We start from the raw sequence: 26,106 nt of genomic DNA on the forward strand, positions 1-26,106 counted from the left end.
AGTCGCTGTTCTGTCACTGCGCAACCGGCATGTACAGAACAGCACAATAATCCGGCGGCTATACCGCCAAACTCTTAGTCAAAACTTCAAACACATCCTTCGACAGCTCACCGCTGGCTTTGATCCGTTCCAGCTCTGCACGCATTTGCTGTTGCCGCGCCGGCGCATATTTCTTCCAGCGGGTCAGCGGCCCCAGTAAGCGGGATGCAATCTGCGGATTCTGCGTATTCAGCATGATGATCTGATCCGCCAGGAAAGCATAACCGGAACCATCCTGATGATGGAAGTTCACCGGATTCTGACCACAGAACGCGCCGACTAATGAGCGGATCTTATTCGGATTCTTCGCATCGTAAGCAGGGTGTTCCAGTAACGCCTCTACCCGCTTCAGAGCGCCGTCTGCAGGAATACTTGCCTGCACCGACAACCACTGATTCACCACCAGTGCTTCATCCTTCCAGACCGCATAGAAACGGCTCAGCAAGTCATCCGCCGCATCAGTAAATTCAGAGTGCGCCACCAGCGTCAGCGATGCCTGCTGATCAGTCATGTTATCTGCTGCATCATACTGCTGCAGGGCAAACTGAAGATATTCATCTTTAGCCGTTGCCAGCAGGTACGCCAGCGCCAGATTCTTCAGGCTGCGACGGGCAATGGAATCGGCATCCGGACGGTAAGTCTCGTTACTCAGGTTTGCCTGATACACTTCCAGCCACAATGGCTCAAGGGCATCCGCCAGGTTGTTACGGACAAACTTACGGACCGTATGAATCGCCTCAACATCAATCACCTCAGCCAGTTCACTCAGATATGCCTGGCTTGGCAAAGTCAGAATCTTGCTGACCATGGCTTTATCCAGAGACGTATCCGCCAACACCGTGCGATAAGCGGTAATCAGTTGTTCCGGAATCTGCAGCGCTCTGCCAGCCTGATGATCTTCAATCAGCCCCTGCATGATCTCAACCGCCAGTTGCTGAGAAGCATCCCAGCGGTTGAAACCGTCACTGTCATGCTGCATCAGGAACATCCGCGCTTCACGGCTGTACGGATAGCTCAGCTTAACCGGCGCAGAAAAGCCACGCAGCAACGAAGGCACCGGCGCGGCATCAATATTACTGAAATGGAACACCTGCTCAGCTTCAGTGAAATCCAGCACCACAGACGTTGCACCGTCATCCAGCAGGCAGTCATCCCCCTGCGGGTTCAGCAAGCCTACAGCAACCGGAATATGGAACGGCTGCTTCTCTGCCATATCCGGCGTTGCCGGGCAGCTCTGGCGAAGGGTCAGGCTGAAACGCTTAGCCGCAGCATCATACGCCCCGCTGGCCTCAATCACCGGCGTGCCGGCCTGTGAGTACCAACGCCGGAATTGCGTCAGATCACGGCCACTGGCGTCTTCCATTGCCTGCACAAAATCATCCGTGGTAACCGCCTGACCGTCATGCCGCTCAAAGTACAGATCAGAGCCTTTACGGAATTCCTCAGCGCCCAGCAGGGTATGAATCATGCGGACCACTTCACAGCCCTTTTCATACACGGTCAGGGTGTAGAAGTTAGAAATCTCGATAAAGGACGCCGGGCGGACCGGATGTGCCATCGGGCCGGCATCTTCAGCAAACTGTGCGGTGCGCAGTAAAGATACATCTTCAACCCGCTTGACGGTACGGGAGTTCATGTCCGCTGAGAACTCAGAATCACGGAAAACAGTAAAACCTTCTTTCAGGCTCAGCTGGAACCAGTCACGGCAGGTGACCCGGTTGCCGGACCAGTTATGGAAATATTCGTGGGCAACAACTGCCTCCACCCGCTGAAAGCCGGCATCAACAGTGGTCGCCGGATGGGCCAGTACACAGGAGGTATTAAAGATGTTCAGACCTTTATTCTCCATCGCCCCCATGTTGAAGAAATCAACAGCCACCACCATGAAGATATCCAGGTCGTATTCACGGCCATAGACTTCTTCATCCCAGCGCATGGACTTTTTCAGTGAAGCCATGCCGTAGTCCAGCTTATCCAGATCCTTGGCTTCCGCAAAAATCTGCAGCTTGACGTCGCGACCGGACATCGTGGTAAAGCTGTCTTCAATGTACTTCAGGTCACCGGCGACCAGCGCAAACAGGTAAGCAGGCTTCGGAAAAGGGTCCTGCCAGCGTACCCAGTGAATACCTTCCTCTTCGCCCCGTTCAACCGCATTTCCGTTGGACAGTAATACCGGATAGGCCGCTTTATCGGCCACAACGGTCGTTTCAAAGACGGACATCACATCCGGACGGTCAGGATAGAAGGTAATACGTCGGAAACCTTCGGCTTCACACTGGGTACAGAACATCCCGTCAGACTTGTACAGGCCTTCCAGAGCGGTATTGTTCTGCGGTTCAATCACCGTCACACAGTGTAATTCAAAGCGGGCGGGTACATCGGCGATAACCAGCTGTTCGCCGTCGCGCTGATACTCATCGGCAGACAGGCAGCGACCGTCAACGGACAGTTCTTCAAGCACCAGATCCGGATGGCCGTCCAGTTGCAGCCCCGGTTTGTTTTGCTGGCATTGCGGATTACGGCTGATTTTAAGATCAGCGATGACCCGGGTATTTTCTTCACCCAGTTCAAAACGCAGTGCAGTTGTTTCGATCAGGTAAGCAGGAACCTGATAATCCTTCAGAAAAATCTCATTCGGTTGTGGCTGAGTCATCAAGCTACCTTATGTATTCTGTTACTTCCTGCCGCCGCTGACCGGAGGTGCCACCGGGCGCTTCCCTGCCCGGCTCTCTGGTCACATCCCGGTATCTAACAGCGCCGGTAAAAGTGTCATGTTTCGGAATCTAGCAATTGGAGGGGTGAAGCGGAAAAAAATTCCCCTCAAACTGCACTGAATTCAACCCGGTAAGCAGTAAATTTACGAATATTGATCACCCCGGTATCTAAAATCAGATACTGCCCCTTGATACCTTGCAGTACACCTTCGACTTCAGGGGTTTTATCCAGGTTATGGCTGCTTACCTTGCTTGGGTAGTTAAGCACAGGGTAATTAATTTCCAGCACCTCAGAATCGCTGAGATGCTCAAACTGCGTATCATGCTCCTGCTCCAGCGCTGCCAGCTCATCGGCACACAGCGCCAGCAACCGGTCCCGTTCGGCAATCAGATCCAGCGTATCGGTTTGCCCTTTAAGCATCGTCCGCCAGTTGGTTTTATCACTGACATGCTGACCAATGACCCGCTCCACCAGCCCGGACCAGCGGCGCTCGCTGACTTTCAGAATCGGCAAAGCCTGTACCGCTCCCTGATCAATCCAGCGGGTCGGTAACTGATTGCCCCGGGTGATACCCACCTTAATACCGGAAGAGTTAGCCAGATACACGTAATGGCTCTGCTTACAGAAACGTTCACCCCATTCCGGATCACGGCACGTGCCCAGATGAAAGTGACAGCGCTCCGGGGCCATAATACAGGTGTCACACTGGGGCAGCTTTTTAAAGCACGGATAACAAAACCCCTGGGCAAAACTCTTCTTGGTTTTACGGCCACAGTTCGTGCAGTTTATTTCACCGGCAAAGCTCAGCCGGATCCGGCGTCCCAGATATTCATTCAGAACGATTTGCTGCTCATCCAGCTGAAGCCGGTACTCAACAGGTTCAGCCAGACTGACCGGCATTTTACTTAATGCACCGCAACCAAGTTGTTGCAGAATAGTAATATCAGTGCTCATTTAAAATCTTCAGTACCTGAGGTTCCAGGGGATTCTTACCGTGCTGGCTGCCGTCCTTCTTGGTACGGTCAATGTATCCGCTACGCTGTTCTTCAGGCAGATTCGCCGCTTCATAGGCAATCACCGCCCGCATTGAAGTTTCACGCTGTTCCTGACTGAGCGTCTGACCATTCGGCCACTTTCCCAGCTCTACAGCCCGCTTAAGGCTGGCATAGACATCCGGCGTCATCGCCTGGATCATTTTTTCAAAAGTCATATCAGTCTCCGTTCGGGCTGCCAATACTAGCACAAAGTCTTCCCCTCAGGGATGACGAAGCATACTGATACCCCGGGCAATTAACGCTAACATGACCCCGGTTAATAAACCGGCAAGGTGGGCAGTATTCGCCACCTGACCAAAACCGAAAGTCGCCAGCAAGCCTGAGTACCCCAGCGCCAGCATAAACAGGATAAAGCCCAGAATGGCCGGTGGCAGCCCCACCGGTTGCCGGGGTTTCAAACGATCCCATACGGTGGCAAATCCCAGTAAGCCAAAGACCACACCGGACATCCCCAGAAACAGCGGGCCGGCATCCCAGAACTGGGCAATATTAGAGACGACGCCGGTAATCAGCGCCATCAGTAACAGTGCCGGCGAACCGAACAGTAGCTCTAGCCGGCGGGCAACAATCCACATCCACAGCATATTAAATACCAGATGCAGCACACTGCCGTGCATGAATGCAGGTGTAAACAGCCGCCAGAGCTCGCCATTGCCTAACTCAGCCCAGAGATCCGTACCATAACGGATCTGATCGCCGAGTACCTGAAAATCAACAATGGACCACACAGACACAGCCTGCAAATCGGTCCCGAAATCCACCTGAAAAGTCGCCAGGACACTCAGCAGAATAAGCACCAGCGTCACCGGCGTTCGCTTCATATGTGCCACTGAAACTGCCCCCTGACGGGGTTGATTACTGCGCACATTCTGCAAACTGCCACCATTCTGCCAGTGCTCAAACAGCGCTTCCACCTGCTCATCACTGACCGTATGTGCCACCAGCAAAATCTGCCTGTCACCCTCTTCCAGTACCCGGTGCGGCACGCTGTGCTTCCACAGCATGGCAGTGAACTCACTCAGGTCGACATCAAGGGGGACTTCAAGAACTGGCTTCATAGGCTCCTATACCTGATCGGCAATTTCTTTTCGCACATCAACCCAGACAAACTTATCCGGATCAATGCTGGTTTCATCATCCAGACGGTAGGCAACTAACTTACCGTACTTCACCGCACTGTAATCCAGACAGGCGACATTATCCGCCAGCGCCTGAGGTTTGCCTTCGCACCAGTAATGGCCGATAAACAGCAAGGCTTCTTCCGGCGAATAATGAATCAGGTCAGCACGGTCAGCCTTACTCAACGGTGTACGGGCAACATGCTCCGGTAACGGGTCAGGCTGAAAAACCACATCAATATAATACTGGGGATCACAGGACCAGAACTTAGTTCGGAAAAACCGGCGCCGGAAACCGTCTTTACTGACCATCTCTTCACCGTTCGGCAATTTGAGATGCGTGCCGCGCAATAAGCGATCCATGGTTTCCCATTCATAGCTGCCGACAATCGCCGACTGATGGAGATAATCCTCACTGATACGGCTGCCGCCGGTAGTCTGCAGAAAATGGTCTATATGCTCCTGTGACCAGCAGGCATGCACTACCCGGAACTGATCCTGCTCAAGGAACAGCGGCATCTCCTGTATCCAGTTGAGAAAGTCACGCTTATCTTCAGGATGATTAGCAAACTGCTCAAGGGTCTCGTTCAGAATGCGCAGGTGACGGCGGTTATGCTCCCGCAGATACGGCATCCCCGACCCCGGACGGCCCGGCGTCGTATAGGAAAGATAATTAAACTCATGGTTGCCCATGACAATCTGCGCATAACCCGCATCCACCATATCCCGGACAATATGCAGCGCTTCCCGGATACGCGGCCCGCGGTCAACGATGTCCCCCAGAAAAATTGCCTGACGGGACGGGTGTGAAAAAACGCCGTTACGCTTACTGTAACCAAGTTTTTCCAGTAAAAGAATTAAGGTATTGGCGCAGCCATGCACATCGCCAATCAGGTCGAACCCCTGCCATTGTTGTTGCATATTACTCACCCAGCTTCGTGCTCCAGCCGAGTTTTTCACGACAAGTCTGATAAAAATTATGGTTCAGCGGATGCAGCAGCTTCAGCTTCTGCGGCTTCTTATGAATGGTAATCGTATCGCCGGGCGCACAGCTGATATCTTTCTGACCGTCACAACTGATAGTTGGGTAGGTCTCGTTGCTGTCACTGATCACCAGCTTCAGCTCACTGTTGCCGTCGACCACAATTGGCCGGCTGGAAAGGGTGTGCGGGAACATTGGCACCAGCACCAGCGCATCCAGCTTTGGATGCATAATCGGCCCGCCACCGGATAACGCATAAGCGGTGGAACCGGTTGGCGTGGATACAATCAGACCATCAGAGCGCTGGGTGTAGACAAACTGCCCTTCAATATACAGCTCGAACTGAATCATCCGGGCTGACTTACCCGGGTGCAGTACACAGTCGTTCAGGCCAGTAGCCTCACCGATGGGTTCACCTTTACGCTTCACCACCACGTCAATCAGAAACCGGCGGTCAACCGTATACTGACCATTCAGTACTTCGCCGACCTTCTCTTCAATCTCAGTCGGTGCGATATCCGTCAGGAATCCCAGGTTCCCCCGGTTAACACCCAACACCGGCACATTAGACTGCGCCAGACTGCGGGCGGCTCCCAGTAAACTGCCGTCGCCGCCGACAACAATGACCAGATCACAAATCTCACCCATCATTTTCGTATTACACGTCTGCTCACTGTGGCCGGGCATCAGCGAGGCAATCTTCTCGTCAAGAATGACATTCAGACCACGCTCTCCCAGGAAGCGAATCAGATGCTTCAGGGTATCTATCACCTTTGTACTGCCAAGCCGGCCAATTAAACCGATATTACGAAAATTATCCATTAGTACTCCAAAACGCAGTCAGGCACAGCTGCCACGCAATTTATTCTGTCTCTTGTCACTGTATATCACAGCCTGAATCATAAAAACGTTGCAGCTGCCCGGCCAGTCGCTCAGCCATTCCCCTGAGCCCCTGTAACCCGCCAGTATGAACCATCACCACCCGGCTTCCGGTCGGAAACTCACCGGCTGCCAGCAGATCTTCCAGCGCCAGCAACAACTTCCCAGTATATAAAGGCTCCAGCTGCACCCCGCTGCTGAGACGAAAACGCTCGATACAGTCCGCCAGGCGGGGGCTGATTTTACCATAGCCGCCCTCGTGCGCACTGAGAATTAACCGCCAGCGCCCACTATCAGCATAGCCTGCCTGCTTCAGTAAACCGCGAATATCATCATACAGGAAATCAGCCCCTTTCAGAGCCGGCACACCTAACACCTGAGTCGCAGGCCGCGCTGCAGCAATCAGCCCGGCCAGCGTTGCGCCGGTACCGCAGGCACAGCAAAGAAAATCCGGGGCATCGCTGTTCTCAAGCCCACTCAGAATTTCGCGGCACCCTTTAACCGCCAATGCATTGGAACCGCCTTCCGGCAAATACTCAAACGCTCCCAGACGATCATGCAAAGCGATACGAAAAGCCCCGGTGTTTTTTTCCCGGTATTCCGCCCGGCTGACAAACTCCAGCCGCATCCCCCAGGACTCTGCATCCTGCAGCATGGCAGATAATACCGGCGGCCGCTCACCGCGGATAACACCAATGGTAGGAATGCCTGCCTGATACCCGGCAAAGGCCAGCGCATGAAGATGGTTAGACCAGGCACCGCCGAACGACAGTAACGGGCAACACTTACCCGCCGCCTGATAGGCCGCCAGATTGTATTTCAGCTTGAACCACTTGTTACCGCTGATGAAAGGATGGATGCCGGTGAGATCCAGCAACTGTAACTGCACCCCCCGCCGGGCAAAGGCGACAGGCGTAACATCTCGCAAAGAAAGGGAAAAATCAGTTGACGACACGGTTTGGCAATCCACAAATATTGCCCGCATCATATAGAAGTATCAGAGCGCTGCCCAGTCCTGCAGGCCCGCAAACACCCTCAGGCAATTGCCTCAGCATCGGGTGTTTTTATATCAGCGCATCCCTGCAACGGCACTGCACAGTCTCCGCCGGCATGTTTCGCCCGGTACATCGCCATATCTGCCCGCTGAATCAGATGATCCACGGGCTCACTACCGTCACTGGAAGCAACGCCCAGACTCATCGACAGGCAAATATCCCCTTCTGCAGCAAACTCCGGCGAATAAAAACATCCGGCATTAAAACGCTCCCGGATACGGTTAGCAGAACTCATACCATGATCACCGTTGGTATTCGGCAAGAGCACCATAAACTCATCACCACCATAACGGAATGCCAGATCGGAATCCCTGACGGTCTCCAGCAACAACTGCCCCATACGGCGAATAACCTGATCACCTTCGAGATGGCCCAGCCGGTCATTTACCTGCTTAAACCCATCCAGATCTATACAGATAAGGCTGACGTTACTGCCGTAGCGTTTTGCACGCTCCATTTCTTTTGATAAACGTGAATAAAAATACCGCTGGTTATATAACCCGCTGAGATCATCAGTAATGGACTGTTTCTTAAGATTGGCTTCAAGTGTTTTCTGCTGGGACAAATCATGAAAGAAACCGATACTGCCGCGACGGTCACCATCCTTAATCAGTGACGCCGACAGACGGATTGGGATACGCCTGCCGTCACAGGCCAGAATAGCCGTTTCATACCCCTCGAGCTTACCGGGTCCCCCCAGCCTAACGGACAGCATCGTCAGCATGACCGCACGGGCATCCGCCTCACTGGAATATAATGCACGGATGTGCATCTCCCCCACCACATCCGCAGCCTTATAACCTAACAACCTCTCTGCCGCCGGATTAAAAACCGAAATAAGTCCCTTACTGTCAACAGCAATAATAGGGTCTGGGCATATAGCGGTAATTTCACTTAACACAGTAGTATTTCTCATAGGTTATCCGATACCTGAAAGTCCCAAACAGTGTTTAAAGTCAAACAACACATAAAATGTGCACCAGGCAGAAAAACATTCCAACCCGGATCCTTGTTATCTATCAGGCTATCGAAGAGACAGTGCTGAACATCAGATGGCGCAATATTAAGGGCGTTATAGAAACACAATCACATCGGCACTGCATCATGCAGATTACCCATAATGACAGTAATGTTATTAATTTTCCGTTAAGCAAAGAAAATCAAACAAATGTACCAAAAATCAACTGGCGATTAGTTTAAGAATCAGACTGGAAAGAAGGGATATATCAGAGATGTCAAAGCATCTACCTAACGGCATATTTAAAACAAAAGAGAGGGGATATAAAGATATAGAGTGGCGGAACGGACGGGACTCGAACCCGCGACCCCCTGCGTGACAGGCAGGTATTCTAACCAACTGAACTACCGCTCCGCAGCGATAAGATCTGTTTAGTGGTGGGCGTGGAGAGGCTCGAACTCCCGACATTCGCCTTGTAAGGGCGACGCTCTCCCAACTGAGCTACACGCCCACTGAACAGAGTTGAAGGTTTTAGACTCCCCTTCAGGAGTTGCCGCTTCCGGAGAAGTGGCGGAACGGACGGGACTCGAACCCGCGACCCCCTGCGTGACAGGCAGGTATTCTAACCAACTGAACTACCGCTCCACAGTAGTGCCGTTTAGTGGTGGGCGTGGAGAGGCTCGAACTCCCGACATTCGCCTTGTAAGGGCGACGCTCTCCCAACTGAGCTACACGCCCACTAAACAGAGTTGAAGGTTTTAGACTCCCCTTCAGGAGTTGCCGCTTCAAAAGAAGTGGCGGAACGGACGGGACTCGAACCCGCGACCCCCTGCGTGACAGGCAGGTATTCTAACCAACTGAACTACCGCTCCACAGTAGTACTGTTTAGTGGTGGGCGTGGAGAGGCTCGAACTCCCGACATTCGCCTTGTAAGGGCGACGCTCTCCCAACTGAGCTACACGCCCACTAAACAGAGTTGAAGGCTTTAGACTCTCCTTCAGGAGTTGCCGCTTCCGGAGAAGTGGCGGAACGGACGGGACTCGAACCCGCGACCCCCTGCGTGACAGGCAGGTATTCTAACCAACTGAACTACCGCTCCACAGTCGTGCTGTTTAGTGGTGGGCGTGGAGAGGCTCGAACTCCCGACATTCGCCTTGTAAGGGCGACGCTCTCCCAACTGAGCTACACGCCCACTAAACAAGCTGAAGGTTTTAGACTCCCCTTCAGGAGTTACTGCAGATTGGCGGAACGGACGGGACTCGAACCCGCGACCCCCTGCGTGACAGGCAGGTATTCTAACCAACTGAACTACCGCTCCACTCTGCAAGTGTTCGATTTGATGGTGGGCGTGGAGAGGCTCGAACTCCCGACATTCGCCTTGTAAGGGCGACGCTCTCCCAACTGAGCTACACGCCCTCAAATCGAGAGCCGAATTGTAAGGATTTTACGTGCCTTGTCAAACGTTTATCAGAAATTATTTCAAAGCTTCAGTGAAGATTTTCGTCCGCTATTTCACTCCCCCTTGTCAGCCCTTGCTATTCTAACCGGTTCAATACGCTCAGCTTTATCTGCTAAAGACCGGATACACAGCATTCTTTTATATCCGGAAGCCTTTATACTTACTGCAACAATAAGGGGAAAACAGATCCATGCACACCGCCGAAAGCTTACAGACACTCATTGACCGGTTCATACAGAGCAGCACTGAACTGCAGCAGGAAACATATGGCAGATTACCGCTGACGATTGCTGATCCGGAATGGCCGTCAGCCTGCTATCAGCCTTCCCCGGCCAACACCGACAGCCATCAGGTATGGCAACCTATGCCGCAAAACAGCTACGCACAGGAGATGTTCGACCGGCTGGAAGAAGCACTTAGCTACAGCATTCATCCGGACATCCGCACCTGGTATAGCAGCTACTGGTCCGACCCCGTGCCGGCGCAATGTCCGGACGGCGACCTGAGCCTGCTGTTTATCTGGAATGAAAAAGACTGCGAACGCCTGCGGGGAAACCTGATCGCTCACCTGCTGAACAAACAGAAACTGCGCCACCCGCCAAGCCTCTTTTTTGCCTGCACAGAACCGGACGGCGATCACTATCTTAGCGTCGATAATCACACCGGCGAAGTCTGGCTGGAACTTCCCGGCCGCCCGGCAATCCGAAAGATAGCAGGCTCATTAAGTGAATTTATCACCACACTGACGCCTTTACCGATTCCTGACACGGAGTAAACAGCTATGCGTTTTTTAATGATGTCTGTATTCGCCTCCTTACTGCTGCTCACCGGCTGCAGTAAGTTTCAGCCTCATCAGGTTGATCTGCAGGCCCTGCACCCCAAAATCGACACTCAGCAACGCCTGCCTGAAGGCCTGACCGTTGCCGTTGAAACCCGCGACCTGCGGCCGGACAGTCTGATCGGCTACCGTATCAGCCGCCTCAGCGACCGGGCACCGGTAGAACTGGCCCTGCCGGCAAACGTGCAGATCAATCAGGGGGCGAAAGTCGCGCTGGTTAAACTGGGGGCCACGCCCGTCGCCGGCAATGCCGAAGCCCAACTGCTACTGACCCTGAAAGACCTGAGCTACTCTGCATCGGTAGAAGCCCTGCAAACCGTTACCGTCAAGGCCAGCCTTGAAGTAAAAGCCAGCAAATATAACCGTAGCTATACCGGCAACTACAACAGCCAGAAACAGCATCAGTTTGTTGCCACCCCTGACCTGCAGGAAAACCAGGCAGTGGTACAGGAAATCATTCTGGAAACCCTGAGCCGCGCTTTCAGTGACCCGCAGTTACTGGACTTTCTTGCCCAGTAATACTGGCAACCAACACATAAAAAAACAGGCCCGAAGGCCTGTTTTTTTTGTCATTCAGCCCGCCTGAACATTACCAGCCGACAGTGTAAGACAGCAGCCTGCTGATATGCGCCAGCGGCCTGCCAGATTCCTGCTGCCAGGCATTGAACGCATTCTGTACCAGTGCCAGATCCCGTTTGGCAGTCGGCGCTTTATCGATCACTCCCTGTGCCTTCAGAGCCGCCACAACATCATCCGTCAGCAGAAAAGTATCTTTGCCTATCTGACGCAGAAAATAGGCAGCAGAACGCCCGCCAAGCTGCTGACCTTCTTTTTTAAGGAAGGCCCACAGACTGACAATATCTTCCGTTGGCCAGTGCGCAATCATCTGTGCAAAACTGCCATGTTGCTCGCTGTAATTCACAATCATCGTGGCATTGGTACGGACCGCTTTAATCTTGCCCCAGTGCCGGATGATCCTGTCATTCTGCATCATGTTTTCCAGCTGCTCATCACTCATCAGCGCAATCTTTTGGGGCGCAAATCCCCAGAACGCTTCTTCAAAAGCAGGCCACTTGGCATCCACCAGTGAATGTTTCAGCCCGGCCCGGAAAATCCGCCGCGACATTTCAGACAACACCCTGTCATCGGCCAGCCCGGCCAGCACTTTCGGCGGCTGCACCACCGGCATCAGGCTTTCTATATCCTCGCCGGCCTTATGTGCACTGACGTGCTCATAAATCCATGTAAATGACTTCACTTACGGTTCCTCTTTGGCGGTAAAATCCAGCGATACTGAATTAATACAGTAACGCAAACCGGTCGGTGCCGGACCATCCGGAAACACATGCCCCAGATGCGCACCGCAGCCATTACAGACCACCTCGGTACGGATCATGCCGTGAGACAGGTCACGGTTCTCACCGATACAGCTGTCATTAGCCGGCTGATTAAAGCTCGGCCAGCCACAACCAGCATCAAATTTGGTCTCTGAAACGAACAACTCTTCCCCGCAACATACACACTGATACTTGCCGGCAACGAAATGCTGATCATACGCCCCGGTGTGCGGACGCTCGGTCCCTTTCTGGCGGCAGACCCGAAACTGCTCCGGGGTTAATTCAGACTGCCATTCAGCATCACTGCGCTGACGCGGATATTTGTTTTCACCCATTGAAATTCCCCTGTTTTTTTACACTCAGCTACTGTTTATGGACAGGCCAAATGCAGTATGATTCAAAACCTTGTTTTGATCGCCCAAAGTTAAACTTTAGCGTCCTGTGCATACAATAAAATAACTCACTGTTTCAGCCACTGGCAGACCGTGGCCACCAAGGATAAATAAAGATGTCAATAATCCGCAAATCCAACAAACTGATTAACGTCTGTTACGACATACGCGGACCAGTACTTCAGGAAGCCAAACGTCTCGAAGAAGAAGGCCAGCGCATCATCAAGCTGAACATCGGCAACCCCGCCCCTTTTGGCTTTGAAGCGCCCGAAGAAATCATTCAGGACGTGGTGCATAATCTGCCAACCGCCCAGGGCTACTGTGACTCCAAAGGCCTGTTCTCGGCCCGCAAAGCCGTCATGCAGGAAACCCAGAAACGGGGCATTAAAAACGTCACCATCGAAGACATCTATCTGGGCAACGGCGTCAGCGAGCTGATCGTCATGGCCACCCAGGGACTGCTTAACGACAACGATGAGCTGCTTATTCCTGCGCCGGACTATCCACTGTGGACCGCTGCAGTCAGCCTTGCCGGTGGTACTCCGGTTCATTATCAGTGTGATGAAAGCCTCGGCTGGGCACCCAACATTGATGACATGCGCAGCAAAATCAGCGAACACACCAAAGGTATCGTGGTCATTAACCCAAACAATCCGACCGGTGCCGTTTATCCGCAGGAAGTACTGGAACAGATTATTGACCTTGCACGTGAATTCAACCTGATTATTTTTGCCGACGAGATATACGATAAAATCACCTATGACGACGCCAGGCATATTCCACTGGCCAGCCTCAGCGACGACGTCCTTTGTATTACGTTCAACGGCCTCTCAAAAACTTATCGCGTTGCCGGCTTCCGCTCTGGCTGGATGGTTCTCAGCGGCCCTAAACATCATGCCAGAGACTATATCGAAGGCCTGGATATGCTCGCCAGCATGCGCCTGTGCGCAAACGTTCCGTCGCAGCACGCAATTCAGACAGCACTGGGCGGCTATCAAAGTATTAATGAGCTGATCATCCCCGGGGGACGCCTGTATGACCAGCGAGAACTTGCGTATCGTGAAATAAACGCCATTCCAGGACTTTCCTGCGTAAAGCCTATGGGCGCACTGTACCTGTTCGTAAAAGTGGATCCGGATATGTACCCGATCTTCAATGATGAAAAGCTGGCCCTCGATCTTCTGCTGCAGCAAAAAGTACTGATTGTTCAGGGAAGCGGCTTCAACATGCCGGATACACAGCACTTCCGCCTGGTTATCCTGCCCCGTGAAGACGAACTGATGGAGGCTATCAGCCGCATCGGTGAGTTTTTCCGCAACTACTCTCAAAGCTGATCAGCCACACTGACAGCCCGCTGCCGGTCGCCCCGAACCGGCAGCTACCCTCCCCTGCCTTTGCCACATGCTGAAAACCGATAGCCGTATAACCGTTCGCTTTCCTTGCCAGGCTGGCGTAAGATTTTTTTCATACAGGCCAGCTATACTGTCTGTGCCCTGATGCTGATACCCGGCACTCGGCGCACCCAATCTATCAGCAACTGGAAGCATTATGTTTATAAAGATCAAAAAGAATTGCGGCATCTTCATGGAACACAACGGCATGGAACAGAATCATATCATTCCGGTCACCAGTAACTTTCTGATCAACCTTAACCACGCTGCAGAAATTTCCTTCTACACCATCAAAGAAACCAAAACCCGCTACGATCTGGAAGGCTACGAAATCAGTGTACCGCCTCACACCCGCGTGATTCACATGCAGATGACATACCGGCACTCCAGCATTAAAGAACGGATCGGTGATAACAAAGGCAGCATAGTTGAACGTAATTACTACAAGTTCTACTTCATGCCGGAAGAAATGGGGCAATATGAACAGCTGCGCGGCCATATCGAAAATCATGTACTGAACCTGTAAACCGGAAAGATCTGCAACAGCACCCGGTTATGGCCGGTCAGCCGGCCATAACTGCCTGGCGCTTTACAAACGCGCTTACTTACTCGCGAATGATTCACAGGAATCAGCCACCGCCAGCCATTAAACAAACGTGTGTTTATTGGCGGGCCACCTCCCATAATGAGGTTATATTTGCTTGCAAAACAAGCCTCTTCGTATTTATCTATAACAGTCAGCTCAACAGGTTAAAGAATTTCTGGCGGCCGTTATAGCACGTTTTTTCCGCCACCATACTGCAGACACTGAGCTGAACAACGAATTTTAGATAGCCTGTCACAGATTAAGGAGTGGCTATGGAAGTCAGCGAATTATTACAACAGACTCACAAATTACCCAATGTACCTGATGTGGTACGTGAGCTGATCCAGCAACTGAACAATCCAAATGCCGACTATGGTGAAATCAGCGAAAAGGTCTCTCAGGATCAGACCATGTCACTGAAGATACTTCGTCTGGTCAACTCAGCACACTTCGGCCTGAGCCGAAAAGTGTCCTCAATCGACGAAGCCGTTGTCATGCTCGGCATGACCCAGCTGAAAACACTGGTTATCGCCTCCGGACTGGCAGGCTCAGTCAGCGAAGTGGAAGGCATGAACCTGAAAGAATTCTGGTCACAGTCATTCCGCATTGCCACGATTGCCAAATGGTACGCCAGCAAAACCGACAACGTTGATCCGGATATGGCATTCACCATCGGCCTGATTCATAACATCGGCCGTCTGTTGTTACACCTCACCAAACCTAAACTGGCCGAAGCCATTCAGCAGCGGGTCAAGGAAAGCGGCACAAGCCGGTCAGCAGCAGAAATGGAACGCCTGAACTTTACGACTCCGGAAGCGGGCCAGGCCCTGCTGGAGTTATGGAAATTCCCGGAAGAGCTGGGTCAGGCTGTTCGCTACCATAAAAACCCGATGGAAGCCGAGCCACCTAACCCTGCCTGCGCCATCACCAACATTGCCTGCTATCTGAATGCCTGCATCCGCAGCAAACGCAGCCTGGAAGAAACCATTGAACGCTTCCCGGTTAAAGTAGCCGCACTGGCAGGCTTACCGGCTGACATTGCCAGCAGCTGTGAAGAAGCCATGGCACTTGAGTCCGGCCTTGACGGTCTGGCCGGTTAATACCGCCTCAGGCTGCCGTTTACCGGCAGCCTGATCTTTTCTTTCCAGGCACTGCTTTCTCAGCACTCATTTCTCAAGCCAGTTTCTCAAATACAAGCACCTTCAGCGCCCGCTCCGGATCAGCATCCGGGAAATCATCCGGGTTCGCCAGACGTTCCACAAAGCTGAACTGTGGGCAATGCTCTGCCATCAGATCCCGCAAAAACTGACTTTCCAGCTCCGGCGAATTCAGACAACTGAGTACTTTGGCATGATCAGTGGTCAGCTCCGGCAAACGCCGTAACACTTTCAGATAATCCTTGGTTGCCACAAAGCTACCCTTCTGAAAACTTGGCGGATCAATTACCACCAGATCATAAGGCCCTTCACGCTTCAGCTTCCCCCAGGAACGGAACAGATCATGGGCAAAGAACTTTACCCGGCTGAGATCATGATCATTCAGCCTGTGATTCTCCCGACCGGTGTTTAACGCCGGACTGCTCATATCCAGATTAACCACCTTCTCAGCTCCACCGGCCAGCGCAGCTACCGAAAAGCCACAGGTATATGCAAACAGATTAAGAACCCGCGCCCCTTCAGCATGCTGCTGCACCCAGCGACGGCCTTCGCGCATGTCCAGAAACAAACCGTTGTTCTGATTCTTCAGGGGTTGCATCCAGAACTTCAGCGACCCTTCTGTCACCGCCAGCCTGTGAATATCAGCATCATCCGCCTGCCAGCACACCTGAATACTGTCTTCACGGCGATAGCGGTGCTGCACCAGCAATGTCGCTGGCCGGTGAACCGGATGTTCTGCAAAAAAAGCCACCAGCCGCTCTAGCTGATCCGCCGGAATTTCATTAAACAGACGGATAACGATCAGTGGCGGCAAGCGATCAATAACCACATTTTCAAAGCCACTGAAGCAACACCCCCGGCCATGAAATAAACGGCTGACTTCCCCCGGCCGGCGGCCAAACTGCTGTTCTATATAATCAAATACGGCCTGCATATTATCCTGCTCTGAACAAGGCGACCTCCCGGGATTCAGTGGGAAGAAAACACCTGCAAATTAAAATCAGCGGCGATTATAGACATCCTGCCCGGGCGGTACCAGCGCAGACTAATTTAGCCTTAGCGGTTGAAACTTAAGCCCCCCGCCTATATCTAAGGTTGAAACACACATAATCCATAACAGGCCGTTAACCGGCCGGTAAAATAATCCCATAGCCAGCCAAAGGTTATACATCTATGCGTATCGTACTCTTTCTTCTGACCAACCTTGCCATCATTCTGGTTGCCAGTGTTACCCTCAGCCTTCTGGGCGTGGGCTCCACCCTGCAAGCCAACGGCGTGGATCTTGATCTGGGCAACCTGCTGATCATCTGTGCCGTTTTCGGTTTCATCGGCTCCTTTGTTTCCCTGCTGCTCTCCAAATTCATGGCCAAACGCTCTACCGGCCTGCAAATGATCGAACAGGCCAGCAACGCTGACGAACAGTGGCTGATGGATACGGTTCAGGAACTGGTCACCGAAGCCGGCATCGGCATGCCGGAAGTAGGCATTTTTCCGGCGGAACAGGCGAATGCCTTTGCCACCGGCTGGAATAAAAACAATGCGCTGGTCGGTATCAGCCTGGGCCTGTTACAGCGTTTCCGCCGGGAAGAAATCCGCGCCGTCCTGGCCCATGAAATAGGCCACATTGCCAACGGTGACATGGTCACCCTGACGCTGATTCAGGGGGTGGTAAACACCTTTGTCATGTTCTTTGCCCGCATCATTGGTCACTTTGTTGACCGGGTTATTCTGAAGAACGAAGAAGGCCATGGCATCGGCTACTTCATCGCATCAATCGTTGCTGAACTGATTCTGGGCGTACTGGCATCCACCATCGTTGCCTGGTTCAGCCGCCGCCGGGAATTCCGCGCCGATGAAATGGGTGCCCGCCTGGCAGGTAATTTTGCAATGATCGGTGCCCTGCAACGCCTCAAGGCGGAATATGAAGTGCCTGACCAGATGCCAACAACCATGACTGCATTCGGTATCAGCAGCCACCTTAAACAGGGTTTTATGGCCGCATTTGCCACCCATCCGCCACTGGATGACCGCATAGCCGCGCTGCAGAAATAAACTCAGACCCGCTGTAACCAGCCCTGTTTTTCTTCCGGAAAACAGGGCTTTTTTATTGCTGCAGATAGCCAGCAATGGTGTCAGTGAATTATTCTCTCAGCGAATATTACGTCATAGTTTAATAAAAAAAAGTTCTTTAACCTCTCCCCAAACTTTGTTCCATAATCAGATTAACACTTACAGCGCCACGCCAAATTCGGCTGATGGTATTTTCACCCGCTATCGGACTTTAGCCGAGGTTTTTTAGCATGAATGAAAAAACTGCTATCGAAGAAGAACTGGACATTACAGATACCGACTCAGCGGATACTGAACTGTCGACAGCTGAAAAAAGATTTTGCCCGGACACAGAAAAACGCCGCCGCATTGAAGCTATGCGGGAACAGCGTGAACTGGAACGCGAACTCAGGGAATTCTTTGACGACTGATACCGCCCGGCTTAATCGCATACATGACGGAACCGTCATCATTCGGTAATACGCCGGTCATAAAAACGCGGTTTTATATATCGGAACAAGCACTGCGGTGCACCGGACAATACGACATATAAACCAGCGGAACAATACAGTTATGAGCAGCAAAATCCGTCTTGAAGACCTATCTGCAGAAGCCTTTGATGATATGGACAACAGCTTCTTTGGTGAAGACAAACAACAGCGCCCGAAAAAAGCCAAAACAAAACGCAAACGCCAGATGATCGAAGATTATATGGAAGAACGTCAGTTGAAACGGCGCATCAGCGACGGCTTTGAATGGGCCTGAACCAGCGCCAGCCCCATTGTCAGAATACAGCTAAAGCAGCGCTCAGCGCTGCTTTATCCGGTCGGCTATCCGGCTGCGCTGGGCACTGCGGGCCTTGGCCCCGGTGGCCGTTTTAGCAGCCGGCTTCTGTTTCTGTGACGCTTTACTCTGCGCTGGCTTTTTCCTGGCCTTAACCGCCTGCGGTGTAACCGGCTGATAACCCTTAGCAGCCTGCGCGCTGCCCTGACCAGCAGTTTTTGCCCCGGACTGACGCTTCGGCGCCTCTTCTTCTGCAACCAGACACTCTTTACCCCGGCCGATCAGCTCTGAACGCCCCATCTCCTTCAGCTTGGCCCGCAGCTGTGGCCAGTTCTCCTTATCATGGTAACGCAGCAGGGTTTTATGGGCTTTACGCTGCTCAGTCTGCTTAGGGATATACATGCGGTCACTCTTATAAGTAATCTGCTTCAGCGGATTCTTTTCGGAGTGATACATGGCGGTTGCCAGAGACATAGGGGAGGGATAGAAAGTCTGCACCTGGTCCACTTTCAGATCATTGTCCTTGAGCCATAAAGACAGGCTCAGCATATCCTCATCATCACAGCCCGGATGGGCGGCAATAAAATACGGAATCAGATACTGCTTCTTACCCGCTTCTCTGGAGAAACGGTCAAACATATTCTTGAAGTCGTAGTAGGTATCCATACCCGGTTTCATCATCTTACTGAGGGTATTCGGCTCGCTGTGCTCCGGCGCAATCTTCAAATAACCGCCCACATGATAGGTGACCAGCTCTTTAACATATTCCGGGTCTCGCACCGCCAGATCGTAACGCAGGCCGGAAGCGATCGCGACATTATGGATGCCTTGCACCTTACGGGCTTTGCGGTACAGCTCAGTGGTCGGACTGTGATCCGTCGTCAGGTTCTTACAGATAGTCGGATAGACACAGGAAAGCTTACGGCAATTCGACTGAATTTCATCATCATTACAGTTGAGGAAATACATATTGGACGTGGGGCCGCCCAAATCCGAGATTGAGCCGGTAAAGCCCGGCACTTTCTCTTTGATATCTTCAATCTCATTAATGATCGACTCATGGGACCGGCTCTGAATGATCCGCCCTTCATGTTCGGTAATCGAACAGAAGGTACAGCCACCGAAACAGCCGCGCATAATATTGATCGAAAAACGGATCATGTCATACGCCGGAATCTTCGCCTTACCGTACTTCGGATGCGGCACCCGCTGGTACTGCAGGCCAAACACACCATCCATCTCTTCAGTGGTCAGGGGAATCGGCGGCGGGTTAACCCACACCTCCCGGTTACCGTGTTTCTGCATCAGCGCACGGGCATTGTGCGGATTCGATTCCTGATGCAACACCCGTGAAGCATGAGCATAGAGGGCCGGATCTTTGGTGACTTTATCGAACGACGGTAACCGGATATAGGTCGTTTCGAACTCAAGCTTTTCCTTACGCTTAAGCGGCATCGGTACTATTTTTATGGGTGCCGGAATGTCTGCCAGATCATCCGGGGCCGTGCCGCAGGCAGTACCGTTATCACTGTCATTTTCCTGATTGCCAAAATCATAAGGGTTAGGCAATTTATCGATATTACCCGGCCAGTCAATCCGGGAAGAATCCAGCTCAACATAGCCGGCAGGCGGTGCTTTACGTAAATGCACCGTGCCACGCAGATTCCAGATATCATCCAGCGACTTCCCTTCAGCCAGCGCATGTGACAGGTCCACAATGGCCCGCTCAGCATTGCCGTAAAGCAGAATATCCGCCGTGGCATCAATCAGTACTGAACGTCTGACCTTGTCACTCCAGTAATCGTACTGAGCGATCCGTCGCAGGCTCGCCTCAATCCCGCCGATGACTACCGGTACATCCCGGTAGGCTTCCTTACAGCGCTGACTGTAGACAATGACCGCCCTGTCAGGACGCTTACCGCCTTCCCCGCCCGCCGTATAAGCATCGTCATGACGCATCCGCAGATCCGCCGTGTAGCGGTTGATCATCGAATCCATATTTCCGGCGGTTACCCCGTAATACAGATTTGGCTTGCCCAGGGCCATAAACGGCTCAGCACTGCGCCAGTCCGGCTGGGCAATAATGCCAACCCGGAATCCCTGCGCTTCCAGCAACCGCCCCATCACTGCCATACCGAAGCTCGGATGGTCCACATAGGCATCACCGGTCACGATGATAATGTCGCAACTGTCCCAGCCAAGCTGGTCCATTTCTGCACGGGTTGTCGGTAAAAACGGTGCCGGATTATCGCTTTTGGCCCTGTATGGCGGAAACGAAAAGATATCGGGGGCGTGTATTCTCATGGCGTTTGGAAACTGCTTCGTCGTAAGTAGCCGGCCATTGTCGCAGAAACTGCGACTAACGGCCAATAAACCGGCCGCTAACAGCCCCTCCACCCCGGATCATTAAATGTTAGAATGGAGTTTCAGTACAGAATACACGAGCCAACGCCAATGAACCGAGAACGCCCGACACCGCCCGGTGAATATGAATGCTGTGAAAGCGCCTGCTCCCCCTGCGTATGGGACACCTATTATGAAGACCTGCATGCCTGGAATGCAGAGCAAAAAGCCCTGAAGGAAGCACAGGCACAGACTCAGCAGCCAGACAACAGCGAGGCCGGCGCTTAAGGCTGCTTAAATCCGCTCAAAAACTAACAATGTGAGCATCACCAGAACCGACATTCCCAGCATATACGGCATATTCCAGCGCATAATCTGCATACCGTCGATGCCGTATTTCCCCTGTATCGAAATATTCATGCCGGACAACGGTCCCGCTGCCGACCCCAGCGCCCAGCTGGATAAAAAGATAATCCCCAACATGCTCTGATCCGGCTGCAGCGGCATCAGCAAGGGGCCGATAAGGGAAATACCGATAACCGGATGCAGGCCTGATACCGCCAGCAGCATAATAAATCCGTAACTCAGGCCCGCCGTCCAGGCGTTAAATTCACTGAATGGCAGTAAAGACCCCTGCCCGGCCAGCAAACTCTGCAAGCCAAAACTGAATACCCCGGCAGACAGAAACAGCACCACCTCATTGGTCATATTCGCCAGCCGACCATGTACGTGACCGCGCAGCGGTGCAGCCACGCTGCCCCGCAACAGCAATGTAAACAGGCAAATCAGCGGTGCAGACAGGGTGATAATGAACAATATGGACAACTGCGGATAAAGGTAGTGTACAAGCAATACAGCGACCGCCAGTAAGCTTGGCAACCAGAGGCTGTTCAGCCGAAGCGGATAGCCTTCAAAGCGCTCATGCACTGACAGCCGGCGTACCGTAAAGAAGATCACCACCAACGCCGCCATCGCCAGAAAAGCTCCGCTAAACATCAGCTCCGATAAGCGTGCTTCAGGTGCATAGGTAAGCGCCACCCCCATCGCCGCAAAGAATGGCGACCAGAACGCTGCCGCTGAAAAAGCCCGGGTCAGCGCGACCACCTGCGCCCGGCTCAGTGAGCGCCGCTGTGACATACGGTCCCCGAGAATAAACAGCGCGGAAAGGTTAATCACCGCTCCGAAGAAATGCACCCCCAGAAGGGTTCCCAGGATCGAACGCTTACCCGTAGGCAGTTGCTCACCTTCCGCAAGATCAGGCTGGCTGACCAGCCCGAGAAAGCTTACCGCCACCAGCATCGAAATCAGCGCAATATTGCCTTTCAGTAAACCACTGAAATCCACCGGATTAGCCAGCAACCACGCCAGTAAAGCAGCCCCTGCGCCAATCCCGGACAACACCAGCGCCTGCAGGCGGTTACGGCGGCTCATTGTCTGCCACGAGAGCCCGCAGGCCAGCCAGTAACACAGACCGGCAAATAGAAGAAAACTCTCCTGCCAAAGGGCCAGCGGAGTACTGATCACCCCCAGCAAGACACTGACGCCCCGCAATGACTGCAACGGATTCACCGCCACCGCATCCGCAACACTGTTACCCTGTGACATAACATCCTGTCCTTAAAAAGCCCTTAACGAAAAAAGCCTTGTGCTCCGAAGATGCACAAGGCTTTGAGTATTACATTACGAACCGATCAGTGATGATGACCGCCAGCACCGTGTGCATGGCCGTGTTCAAGCTCTTCTTCAGACGCATCGCGTACTTCAACCACTTCAACGTCGAAGTTCAGTACATCACCTGCCAGCGGGTGGTTGCCGTCTACCGTAACAGTTTCGTCAGTCAAAGCAGTTACAACAACCGGCTGCTCACCCCATGGCGTCTGCGCCATGAACTGCATACCGATTTCAATATTGTCGATACCGTCAAAAAGATTACGTTCAACTTCCTGAATCAACTCTTCGTTTGGCTGACCGTAACCTTCTTCAGGAGATACTTCTACCTGCTGCTTATCGCCGACCTGTTTACCGGTCAGAGCGTTTTCCAGGCCAGGAACAATATTGCCCTTACCGTGCAGATACGCCAACGGCTCACCACCGGCAGAAGAATCCAGTACTTCACCGGCGGCATTCGTCAGGGTGTAATGGATCAGAACAACTTTATTGTCAGCAACTTGCATGTTTTTCTCTCGCTTATAAGGACAAAACAGCGATAGCGCTGCCAAAGGCCTCAGAAATTAATTAACCCGGCTGATCAGAAGCGCGCCGGCATGGTTTACATAATGCCGACGCCCCTGCTGTGTTTCAAGGGCTTAGCGGATATTCTCGTTAATATAATCCGCCCCCAGCTCACGGGTCAGCATACCGGCATCCACTGACCGGCAACCGCTGCGGTTTTGCCCGGACCAGAAGGGTGAAAAATCTCCGCTGCCGGCCGCTTCAGCCACACTGCGTAACGGTGCCAGCGCGGCGGTCGCCTGGGGAAACGGCGGCGCGTCAGGGCTGACCGGCCCCAGCTCCAGCATTGCCCGGTTGACGATCCCCCGGGCCGGACCGCCGGAAAACACATTGGTCAGCGCCGTATGCACCGAAGTATCCTGCAATGCTGCCCGGTGCAAAGCGCTGGTATTGGTCTGATCACACAGTAAATATACCGTGCCCATCTGCACCCCGGCAGCGCCCAGTTGCATCGCCGCCCGGATACCTGCCTGATCACAAATCCCACCGGCAGCAATCACCGGCACATCCACTGCAGCAACCAGCTGCGGCAACAGCGCGAATGTACCCGACTGGGTATCCATATTCCGGGTCAGGAAAATACCCCGGTGCCCACCGGCCTCAAGTCCCTGGGCAATAATGGCATCCACCCCATGCTCCGCCAGCCAGCGCCCTTCCTCCAGCGTGGTGGCACTGGCAATCACTTTTGCCCCCGTTGCCCGGACCCGGGACAACAGCGATGCATCCGGCAAACCAAAATGAAAGCTCACCACGTCAGGCCGGTATTTTTCAACCACGGCCGCATGATCTGCATTAAAAGGCGCGCGGCCACCGGCGGCTGGCGTCTCATCAACACCCAGTTCTTCGTAATAGGGCTGAAGCCTGTCCCGCCAGCGCTGTAACTGACCGTCTGTTACCGGCACGGGGTCATGGGCAAAAAAGTTAACATTCACCGGACGGTCCGTGCCGGCCCGGATAGCCTCCAGCTCCGTCGCCATTGTCTGCGGCGTCAGCATGGCACAGGGCAATGATCCCAATCCACCGGCATTACTGACTGCGATCGCCAGCGAACTCCCCTGCACACCCGCCATCGGTGCTTGAATAATGGGTAACTCAATATCAAATACATCCCGGATATCAGCCATTGGTATACTCCTCTGCGCAGTCATTTTCAGGCGGAAAGCATTACACAGTTACTGCAGTGCAACAACCCACCAACCGTGGCTCTTATGAAGTACCAGCCAGCGCCGCATCATTCGCAAAAAACCTTCAGATCCGCTAAGCTGCACAGCTTTTAGCCCTACCTGCCAACCACTTGGCTATCATGGATATCAAACGCTATTTATGTCATTCGCAAAACTGGGTCTTAGTGACAACCTGCTCGCCGCTCTGGAAGCACAAAACTTCACCACAGCCACCCCTGTACAGCAACAGGCGATTCCGCTGATCCTGCAAGGCAAAGACGTATTGGCCGCCGCGCAAACCGGCACCGGAAAAACCGCCGCCTTTGCACTGCCGGTACTGCACCTGATAGGCCACCGGCAGGCAGAAGCGCACCGGCCACTGGCACTGATCCTTGTCCCTACCCGTGAGCTGGCCAGCCAGGTAGCCGCAAATATCGAACAGCTAAGCGATGATTCAGTCCGTTGCACCATTCTGATTGGCGGTGTTCCCCGCGAACCACAGCTGGAAGCACTTCAGGCTGGCGCTGAAATTCTGATCGCCACTCCGGGCCGTTTACTCGATCTGTATCTGCAGGACGCCATCCGCTTTGAGCAGCTGGAATATCTGGTACTGGATGAAGCTGACCGCATGCTGGACCTGGGCTTCAGCCCGGAAATCACCCGTATTTTTGACGCCCTGCCCGCCCGGCGTCAGACCCTGCTGTTCTCTGCCACTTTCAGCGAAAGTATCCGGGAACTGGCCAGACAACGTCTGAACAACCCGGCAGAAATTTCTGTCAGCCCGGCCAACAGCGCCGCCAAAACGGTGAAGCACTGGCTCTACAGCACTGACAAAAAACGTAAGGCAGAACTGCTCACCGAACTTATTCTTACCGAACGCTGGCGTCAGACCCTGGTATTCACCAAAACCAAGAAAGGCGCTGATGCCCTTGGCAGTACGCTGGCAGATGCAGGCATTAACTGCGCGGTTATTCACAGCGACCGTAATCAGCAGGCCCGGGATAAAGCCCTCAATTCATTTCAGGCAGGCCGGGTCTGGGTATTAATTGCCACGGATGTCGCCTCCCGCGGGCTGGACATTGATCAGTTACAACAGGTGGTTAACTTTGATCTGCCTGTCGTGGCTGAAGACTATATTCACCGCATCGGCCGCACCGGCAGGGCCGGCAAGCAGGGACAGGCAATTTCGCTGGTCAGTGCCGACGAATTTCCGCAACTGCAGGCCATCGAACAACTGCTGGGTAAAAACATTGAGCGCCGCGAAGTGGCAGGATTTGAAGCAGATCACCGCCTGCCACTGTTCAGTAAGCCGGCCGCGCTGAAAAAAACACAAGATAAATCACCGGCGGGAAAACAGTCCAAGACAACGCATCAGAAACCGCCTGCAGCCAAAAGCAAACCGGCCAAAAAACATGGCGACTCCGGGCGGCAGGAAATGGGCCGGAAAAAAGCTCTTCAGGGGAAATCTGGCAAACCGGGAACGGCAAAGCGATCGGCTGAGGTAAAAGAACCGGCTGAGGTAAAACAGCAAAAGGCATCTAAACGGCCACGGCCAAGTTTCAGTAAACGCTGATC

General features: G+C 53.1%; 25 protein-coding genes and 10 tRNA genes. 10 read left to right on the plus strand and 25 right to left on the minus strand.

The genetic code is table 11. From position 1 onward, the window contains the following. Positions 1 to 58 precede the first annotated feature (58 nt). The 18 genes from pepN to PCI15_RS14595 form a co-directional block, all read right to left on the minus strand. Positions 59 to 2,692 carry an aminopeptidase N gene (gene pepN, locus PCI15_RS14510; RefSeq protein WP_271270667.1) on the minus strand — a complete coding sequence of 878 codons (2,634 nt, stop codon included), beginning with the start codon at positions 2,690 to 2,692 and terminating at the stop codon, positions 59 to 61. A 167-nt stretch (positions 2,693 to 2,859) separates the two neighbouring features. Next, the gene (locus tag PCI15_RS14515; RefSeq protein WP_376787817.1) at positions 2,860 to 3,708 is read right to left on the minus strand and encodes a DUF2797 domain-containing protein; all 849 of its coding nucleotides are present in this window, start codon (positions 3,706 to 3,708) and stop codon (positions 2,860 to 2,862) included. Then, the gene (locus tag PCI15_RS14520; protein WP_271270668.1) at positions 3,698 to 3,964 is read right to left on the minus strand and encodes a YeaC family protein; all 267 of its coding nucleotides are present in this window, start codon (positions 3,962 to 3,964) and stop codon (positions 3,698 to 3,700) included. The genes PCI15_RS14515 and PCI15_RS14520 overlap by 11 nt, the downstream gene beginning before the upstream one ends. 45 nt (positions 3,965 to 4,009) lie before the next feature. Beyond that, positions 4,010 to 4,867, minus strand: a complete 858-nt coding sequence (locus PCI15_RS14525; protein WP_271270669.1) for a rhomboid family intramembrane serine protease — start codon at positions 4,865 to 4,867, stop codon at positions 4,010 to 4,012. 6 nt (positions 4,868 to 4,873) lie between these two features. Next, positions 4,874 to 5,848 (minus strand): metallophosphoesterase, encoded by a 975-nt coding sequence (locus PCI15_RS14530; protein ID WP_271270670.1) that lies wholly within the window; start codon positions 5,846 to 5,848, stop codon positions 4,874 to 4,876. A gap of 1 nt (position 5,849) precedes the next feature. Continuing rightward, a complete protein-coding gene (locus PCI15_RS14535; protein ID WP_271270671.1) occupies positions 5,850 to 6,731 on the minus strand; it encodes an NAD(+) kinase in 882 nt (293 codons plus the stop codon). 55 nt (positions 6,732 to 6,786) lie between these two features. Further along, on the minus strand, positions 6,787 to 7,743 hold the full coding sequence (locus PCI15_RS14540) for a 1-aminocyclopropane-1-carboxylate deaminase/D-cysteine desulfhydrase (protein ID WP_271270672.1): 957 nt from the start codon (positions 7,741 to 7,743) through the stop codon (positions 6,787 to 6,789). Between the two features lie 80 nt (positions 7,744 to 7,823). Then, positions 7,824 to 8,759, minus strand: a complete 936-nt coding sequence (locus tag PCI15_RS14545) for a GGDEF domain-containing protein (protein WP_271270673.1) — start codon at positions 8,757 to 8,759, stop codon at positions 7,824 to 7,826. A 379-nt stretch (positions 8,760 to 9,138) separates the two neighbouring features. Further along, positions 9,139 to 9,215, minus strand: a tRNA-Asp gene (locus PCI15_RS14550). A 21-nt stretch (positions 9,216 to 9,236) separates the two neighbouring features. Then, positions 9,237 to 9,312 (minus strand) — tRNA-Val (locus PCI15_RS14555). A gap of 57 nt (positions 9,313 to 9,369) precedes the next feature. Further along, positions 9,370 to 9,446: transfer RNA gene (locus PCI15_RS14560), tRNA-Asp, on the minus strand. Positions 9,447 to 9,463: 17 nt separating this feature from the next. Beyond that, a tRNA-Val gene (locus PCI15_RS14565) sits at positions 9,464 to 9,539 on the minus strand. A gap of 57 nt (positions 9,540 to 9,596) precedes the next feature. After that, positions 9,597 to 9,673, minus strand: a tRNA-Asp gene (locus PCI15_RS14570). A gap of 17 nt (positions 9,674 to 9,690) precedes the next feature. Beyond that, a tRNA-Val gene (locus PCI15_RS14575) sits at positions 9,691 to 9,766 on the minus strand. 57 nt (positions 9,767 to 9,823) lie between these two features. After that, positions 9,824 to 9,900: transfer RNA gene (locus PCI15_RS14580), tRNA-Asp, on the minus strand. A 17-nt stretch (positions 9,901 to 9,917) separates the two neighbouring features. Then, positions 9,918 to 9,993 (minus strand) — tRNA-Val (locus PCI15_RS14585). Between the two features lie 49 nt (positions 9,994 to 10,042). Further along, positions 10,043 to 10,119, minus strand: a tRNA-Asp gene (locus PCI15_RS14590). A 22-nt stretch (positions 10,120 to 10,141) separates the two neighbouring features. Beyond that, positions 10,142 to 10,217, minus strand: a tRNA-Val gene (locus PCI15_RS14595). 233 nt (positions 10,218 to 10,450) lie between these two features. On the opposite strand from PCI15_RS14595, the gene syd reads away from it, so the two are divergent. Then, positions 10,451 to 11,035 carry a SecY-interacting protein gene (gene syd / locus PCI15_RS14600; protein ID WP_271270674.1) on the plus strand — a complete coding sequence of 195 codons (585 nt, stop codon included), beginning with the start codon at positions 10,451 to 10,453 and terminating at the stop codon, positions 11,033 to 11,035. Between the two features lie 6 nt (positions 11,036 to 11,041). Further along, on the plus strand, positions 11,042 to 11,617 hold the full coding sequence (locus PCI15_RS14605; protein ID WP_271270675.1) for a YajG family lipoprotein: 576 nt from the start codon (positions 11,042 to 11,044) through the stop codon (positions 11,615 to 11,617). A gap of 70 nt (positions 11,618 to 11,687) precedes the next feature. On the opposite strand, the gene PCI15_RS14610 is transcribed toward PCI15_RS14605, so the two are convergent. Further along, complete coding sequence (locus PCI15_RS14610; RefSeq protein WP_271270676.1) at positions 11,688 to 12,356, minus strand: DNA-3-methyladenine glycosylase I; 669 nt, start codon at positions 12,354 to 12,356, stop codon at positions 11,688 to 11,690. Continuing rightward, positions 12,357 to 12,770: a peptide-methionine (R)-S-oxide reductase MsrB gene (gene msrB, locus PCI15_RS14615; RefSeq protein WP_271270677.1), complete on the minus strand. Its 414-nt coding sequence runs from the start codon at positions 12,768 to 12,770 to the stop codon at positions 12,357 to 12,359. A gap of 173 nt (positions 12,771 to 12,943) precedes the next feature. Between msrB and PCI15_RS14620 the strand changes: the two genes are divergently transcribed. From PCI15_RS14620 to PCI15_RS14630, 3 genes are all read left to right on the plus strand, one after another. After that, positions 12,944 to 14,161: a pyridoxal phosphate-dependent aminotransferase gene (locus tag PCI15_RS14620; RefSeq protein WP_271270678.1), complete on the plus strand. Its 1,218-nt coding sequence runs from the start codon at positions 12,944 to 12,946 to the stop codon at positions 14,159 to 14,161. 214 nt (positions 14,162 to 14,375) lie between these two features. After that, on the plus strand, positions 14,376 to 14,744 hold the full coding sequence (locus PCI15_RS14625) for a hypothetical protein (protein WP_271270679.1): 369 nt from the start codon (positions 14,376 to 14,378) through the stop codon (positions 14,742 to 14,744). Between the two features lie 332 nt (positions 14,745 to 15,076). Continuing rightward, on the plus strand, positions 15,077 to 15,904 hold the full coding sequence (locus tag PCI15_RS14630; RefSeq protein WP_271270680.1) for an HDOD domain-containing protein: 828 nt from the start codon (positions 15,077 to 15,079) through the stop codon (positions 15,902 to 15,904). Between the two features lie 73 nt (positions 15,905 to 15,977). Here PCI15_RS14630 and PCI15_RS14635 read toward each other — a convergent pair whose 3' ends face one another. Next, the gene (locus PCI15_RS14635; protein WP_271270681.1) at positions 15,978 to 16,895 is read right to left on the minus strand and encodes a class I SAM-dependent methyltransferase; all 918 of its coding nucleotides are present in this window, start codon (positions 16,893 to 16,895) and stop codon (positions 15,978 to 15,980) included. Between the two features lie 239 nt (positions 16,896 to 17,134). On the opposite strand from PCI15_RS14635, the gene htpX reads away from it, so the two are divergent. From htpX to PCI15_RS14650, 3 genes are all read left to right on the plus strand, one after another. Next, on the plus strand, positions 17,135 to 18,013 hold the full coding sequence (htpX, locus tag PCI15_RS14640; RefSeq protein WP_271270682.1) for a protease HtpX: 879 nt from the start codon (positions 17,135 to 17,137) through the stop codon (positions 18,011 to 18,013). Between the two features lie 248 nt (positions 18,014 to 18,261). Beyond that, positions 18,262 to 18,441 carry a PA3496 family putative envelope integrity protein gene (locus tag PCI15_RS14645; RefSeq protein ID WP_271270683.1) on the plus strand — a complete coding sequence of 60 codons (180 nt, stop codon included), beginning with the start codon at positions 18,262 to 18,264 and terminating at the stop codon, positions 18,439 to 18,441. Positions 18,442 to 18,583: 142 nt separating this feature from the next. Continuing rightward, a complete protein-coding gene (locus PCI15_RS14650) occupies positions 18,584 to 18,775 on the plus strand; it encodes a PA3496 family putative envelope integrity protein (protein WP_271270684.1) in 192 nt (63 codons plus the stop codon). 42 nt (positions 18,776 to 18,817) lie between these two features. On the opposite strand, the gene PCI15_RS14655 is transcribed toward PCI15_RS14650, so the two are convergent. Continuing rightward, a complete protein-coding gene (locus tag PCI15_RS14655) occupies positions 18,818 to 21,097 on the minus strand; it encodes a YgiQ family radical SAM protein (protein WP_271270685.1) in 2,280 nt (759 codons plus the stop codon). A 150-nt stretch (positions 21,098 to 21,247) separates the two neighbouring features. Between PCI15_RS14655 and PCI15_RS14660 the strand changes: the two genes are divergently transcribed. Further along, the gene (locus PCI15_RS14660) at positions 21,248 to 21,424 is read left to right on the plus strand and encodes an oxidoreductase-like domain-containing protein (protein ID WP_271270686.1); all 177 of its coding nucleotides are present in this window, start codon (positions 21,248 to 21,250) and stop codon (positions 21,422 to 21,424) included. A gap of 6 nt (positions 21,425 to 21,430) precedes the next feature. Here PCI15_RS14660 and PCI15_RS14665 read toward each other — a convergent pair whose 3' ends face one another. The 3 genes from PCI15_RS14665 to PCI15_RS14675 all read right to left on the minus strand — a co-directional run bounded on the left by PCI15_RS14665 (position 21,431) and on the right by PCI15_RS14675 (position 24,492). Beyond that, a complete protein-coding gene (locus tag PCI15_RS14665; RefSeq protein ID WP_271270687.1) occupies positions 21,431 to 22,741 on the minus strand; it encodes a hypothetical protein in 1,311 nt (436 codons plus the stop codon). 86 nt (positions 22,742 to 22,827) lie between these two features. Then, entirely contained in the window at positions 22,828 to 23,310 is a 483-nt protein-coding gene (locus PCI15_RS14670) for an FKBP-type peptidyl-prolyl cis-trans isomerase (protein WP_271270688.1), read from the minus strand. A gap of 132 nt (positions 23,311 to 23,442) precedes the next feature. Beyond that, positions 23,443 to 24,492 (minus strand): NAD(P)H-dependent flavin oxidoreductase, encoded by a 1,050-nt coding sequence (locus PCI15_RS14675; RefSeq protein WP_271270689.1) that lies wholly within the window; start codon positions 24,490 to 24,492, stop codon positions 23,443 to 23,445. A 199-nt stretch (positions 24,493 to 24,691) separates the two neighbouring features. On the opposite strand from PCI15_RS14675, the gene PCI15_RS14680 reads away from it, so the two are divergent. Next, complete coding sequence (locus PCI15_RS14680) at positions 24,692 to 26,104, plus strand: DEAD/DEAH box helicase (protein WP_271270690.1); 1,413 nt, start codon at positions 24,692 to 24,694, stop codon at positions 26,102 to 26,104. The last annotated feature ends 2 nt before the right edge of the window (positions 26,105 to 26,106 follow it).

It is taken from the genome of Aliamphritea hakodatensis, assembly GCF_024347195.1.
Lineage (GTDB): Bacteria > Pseudomonadota > Gammaproteobacteria > Pseudomonadales > Balneatricaceae > Amphritea > Amphritea hakodatensis.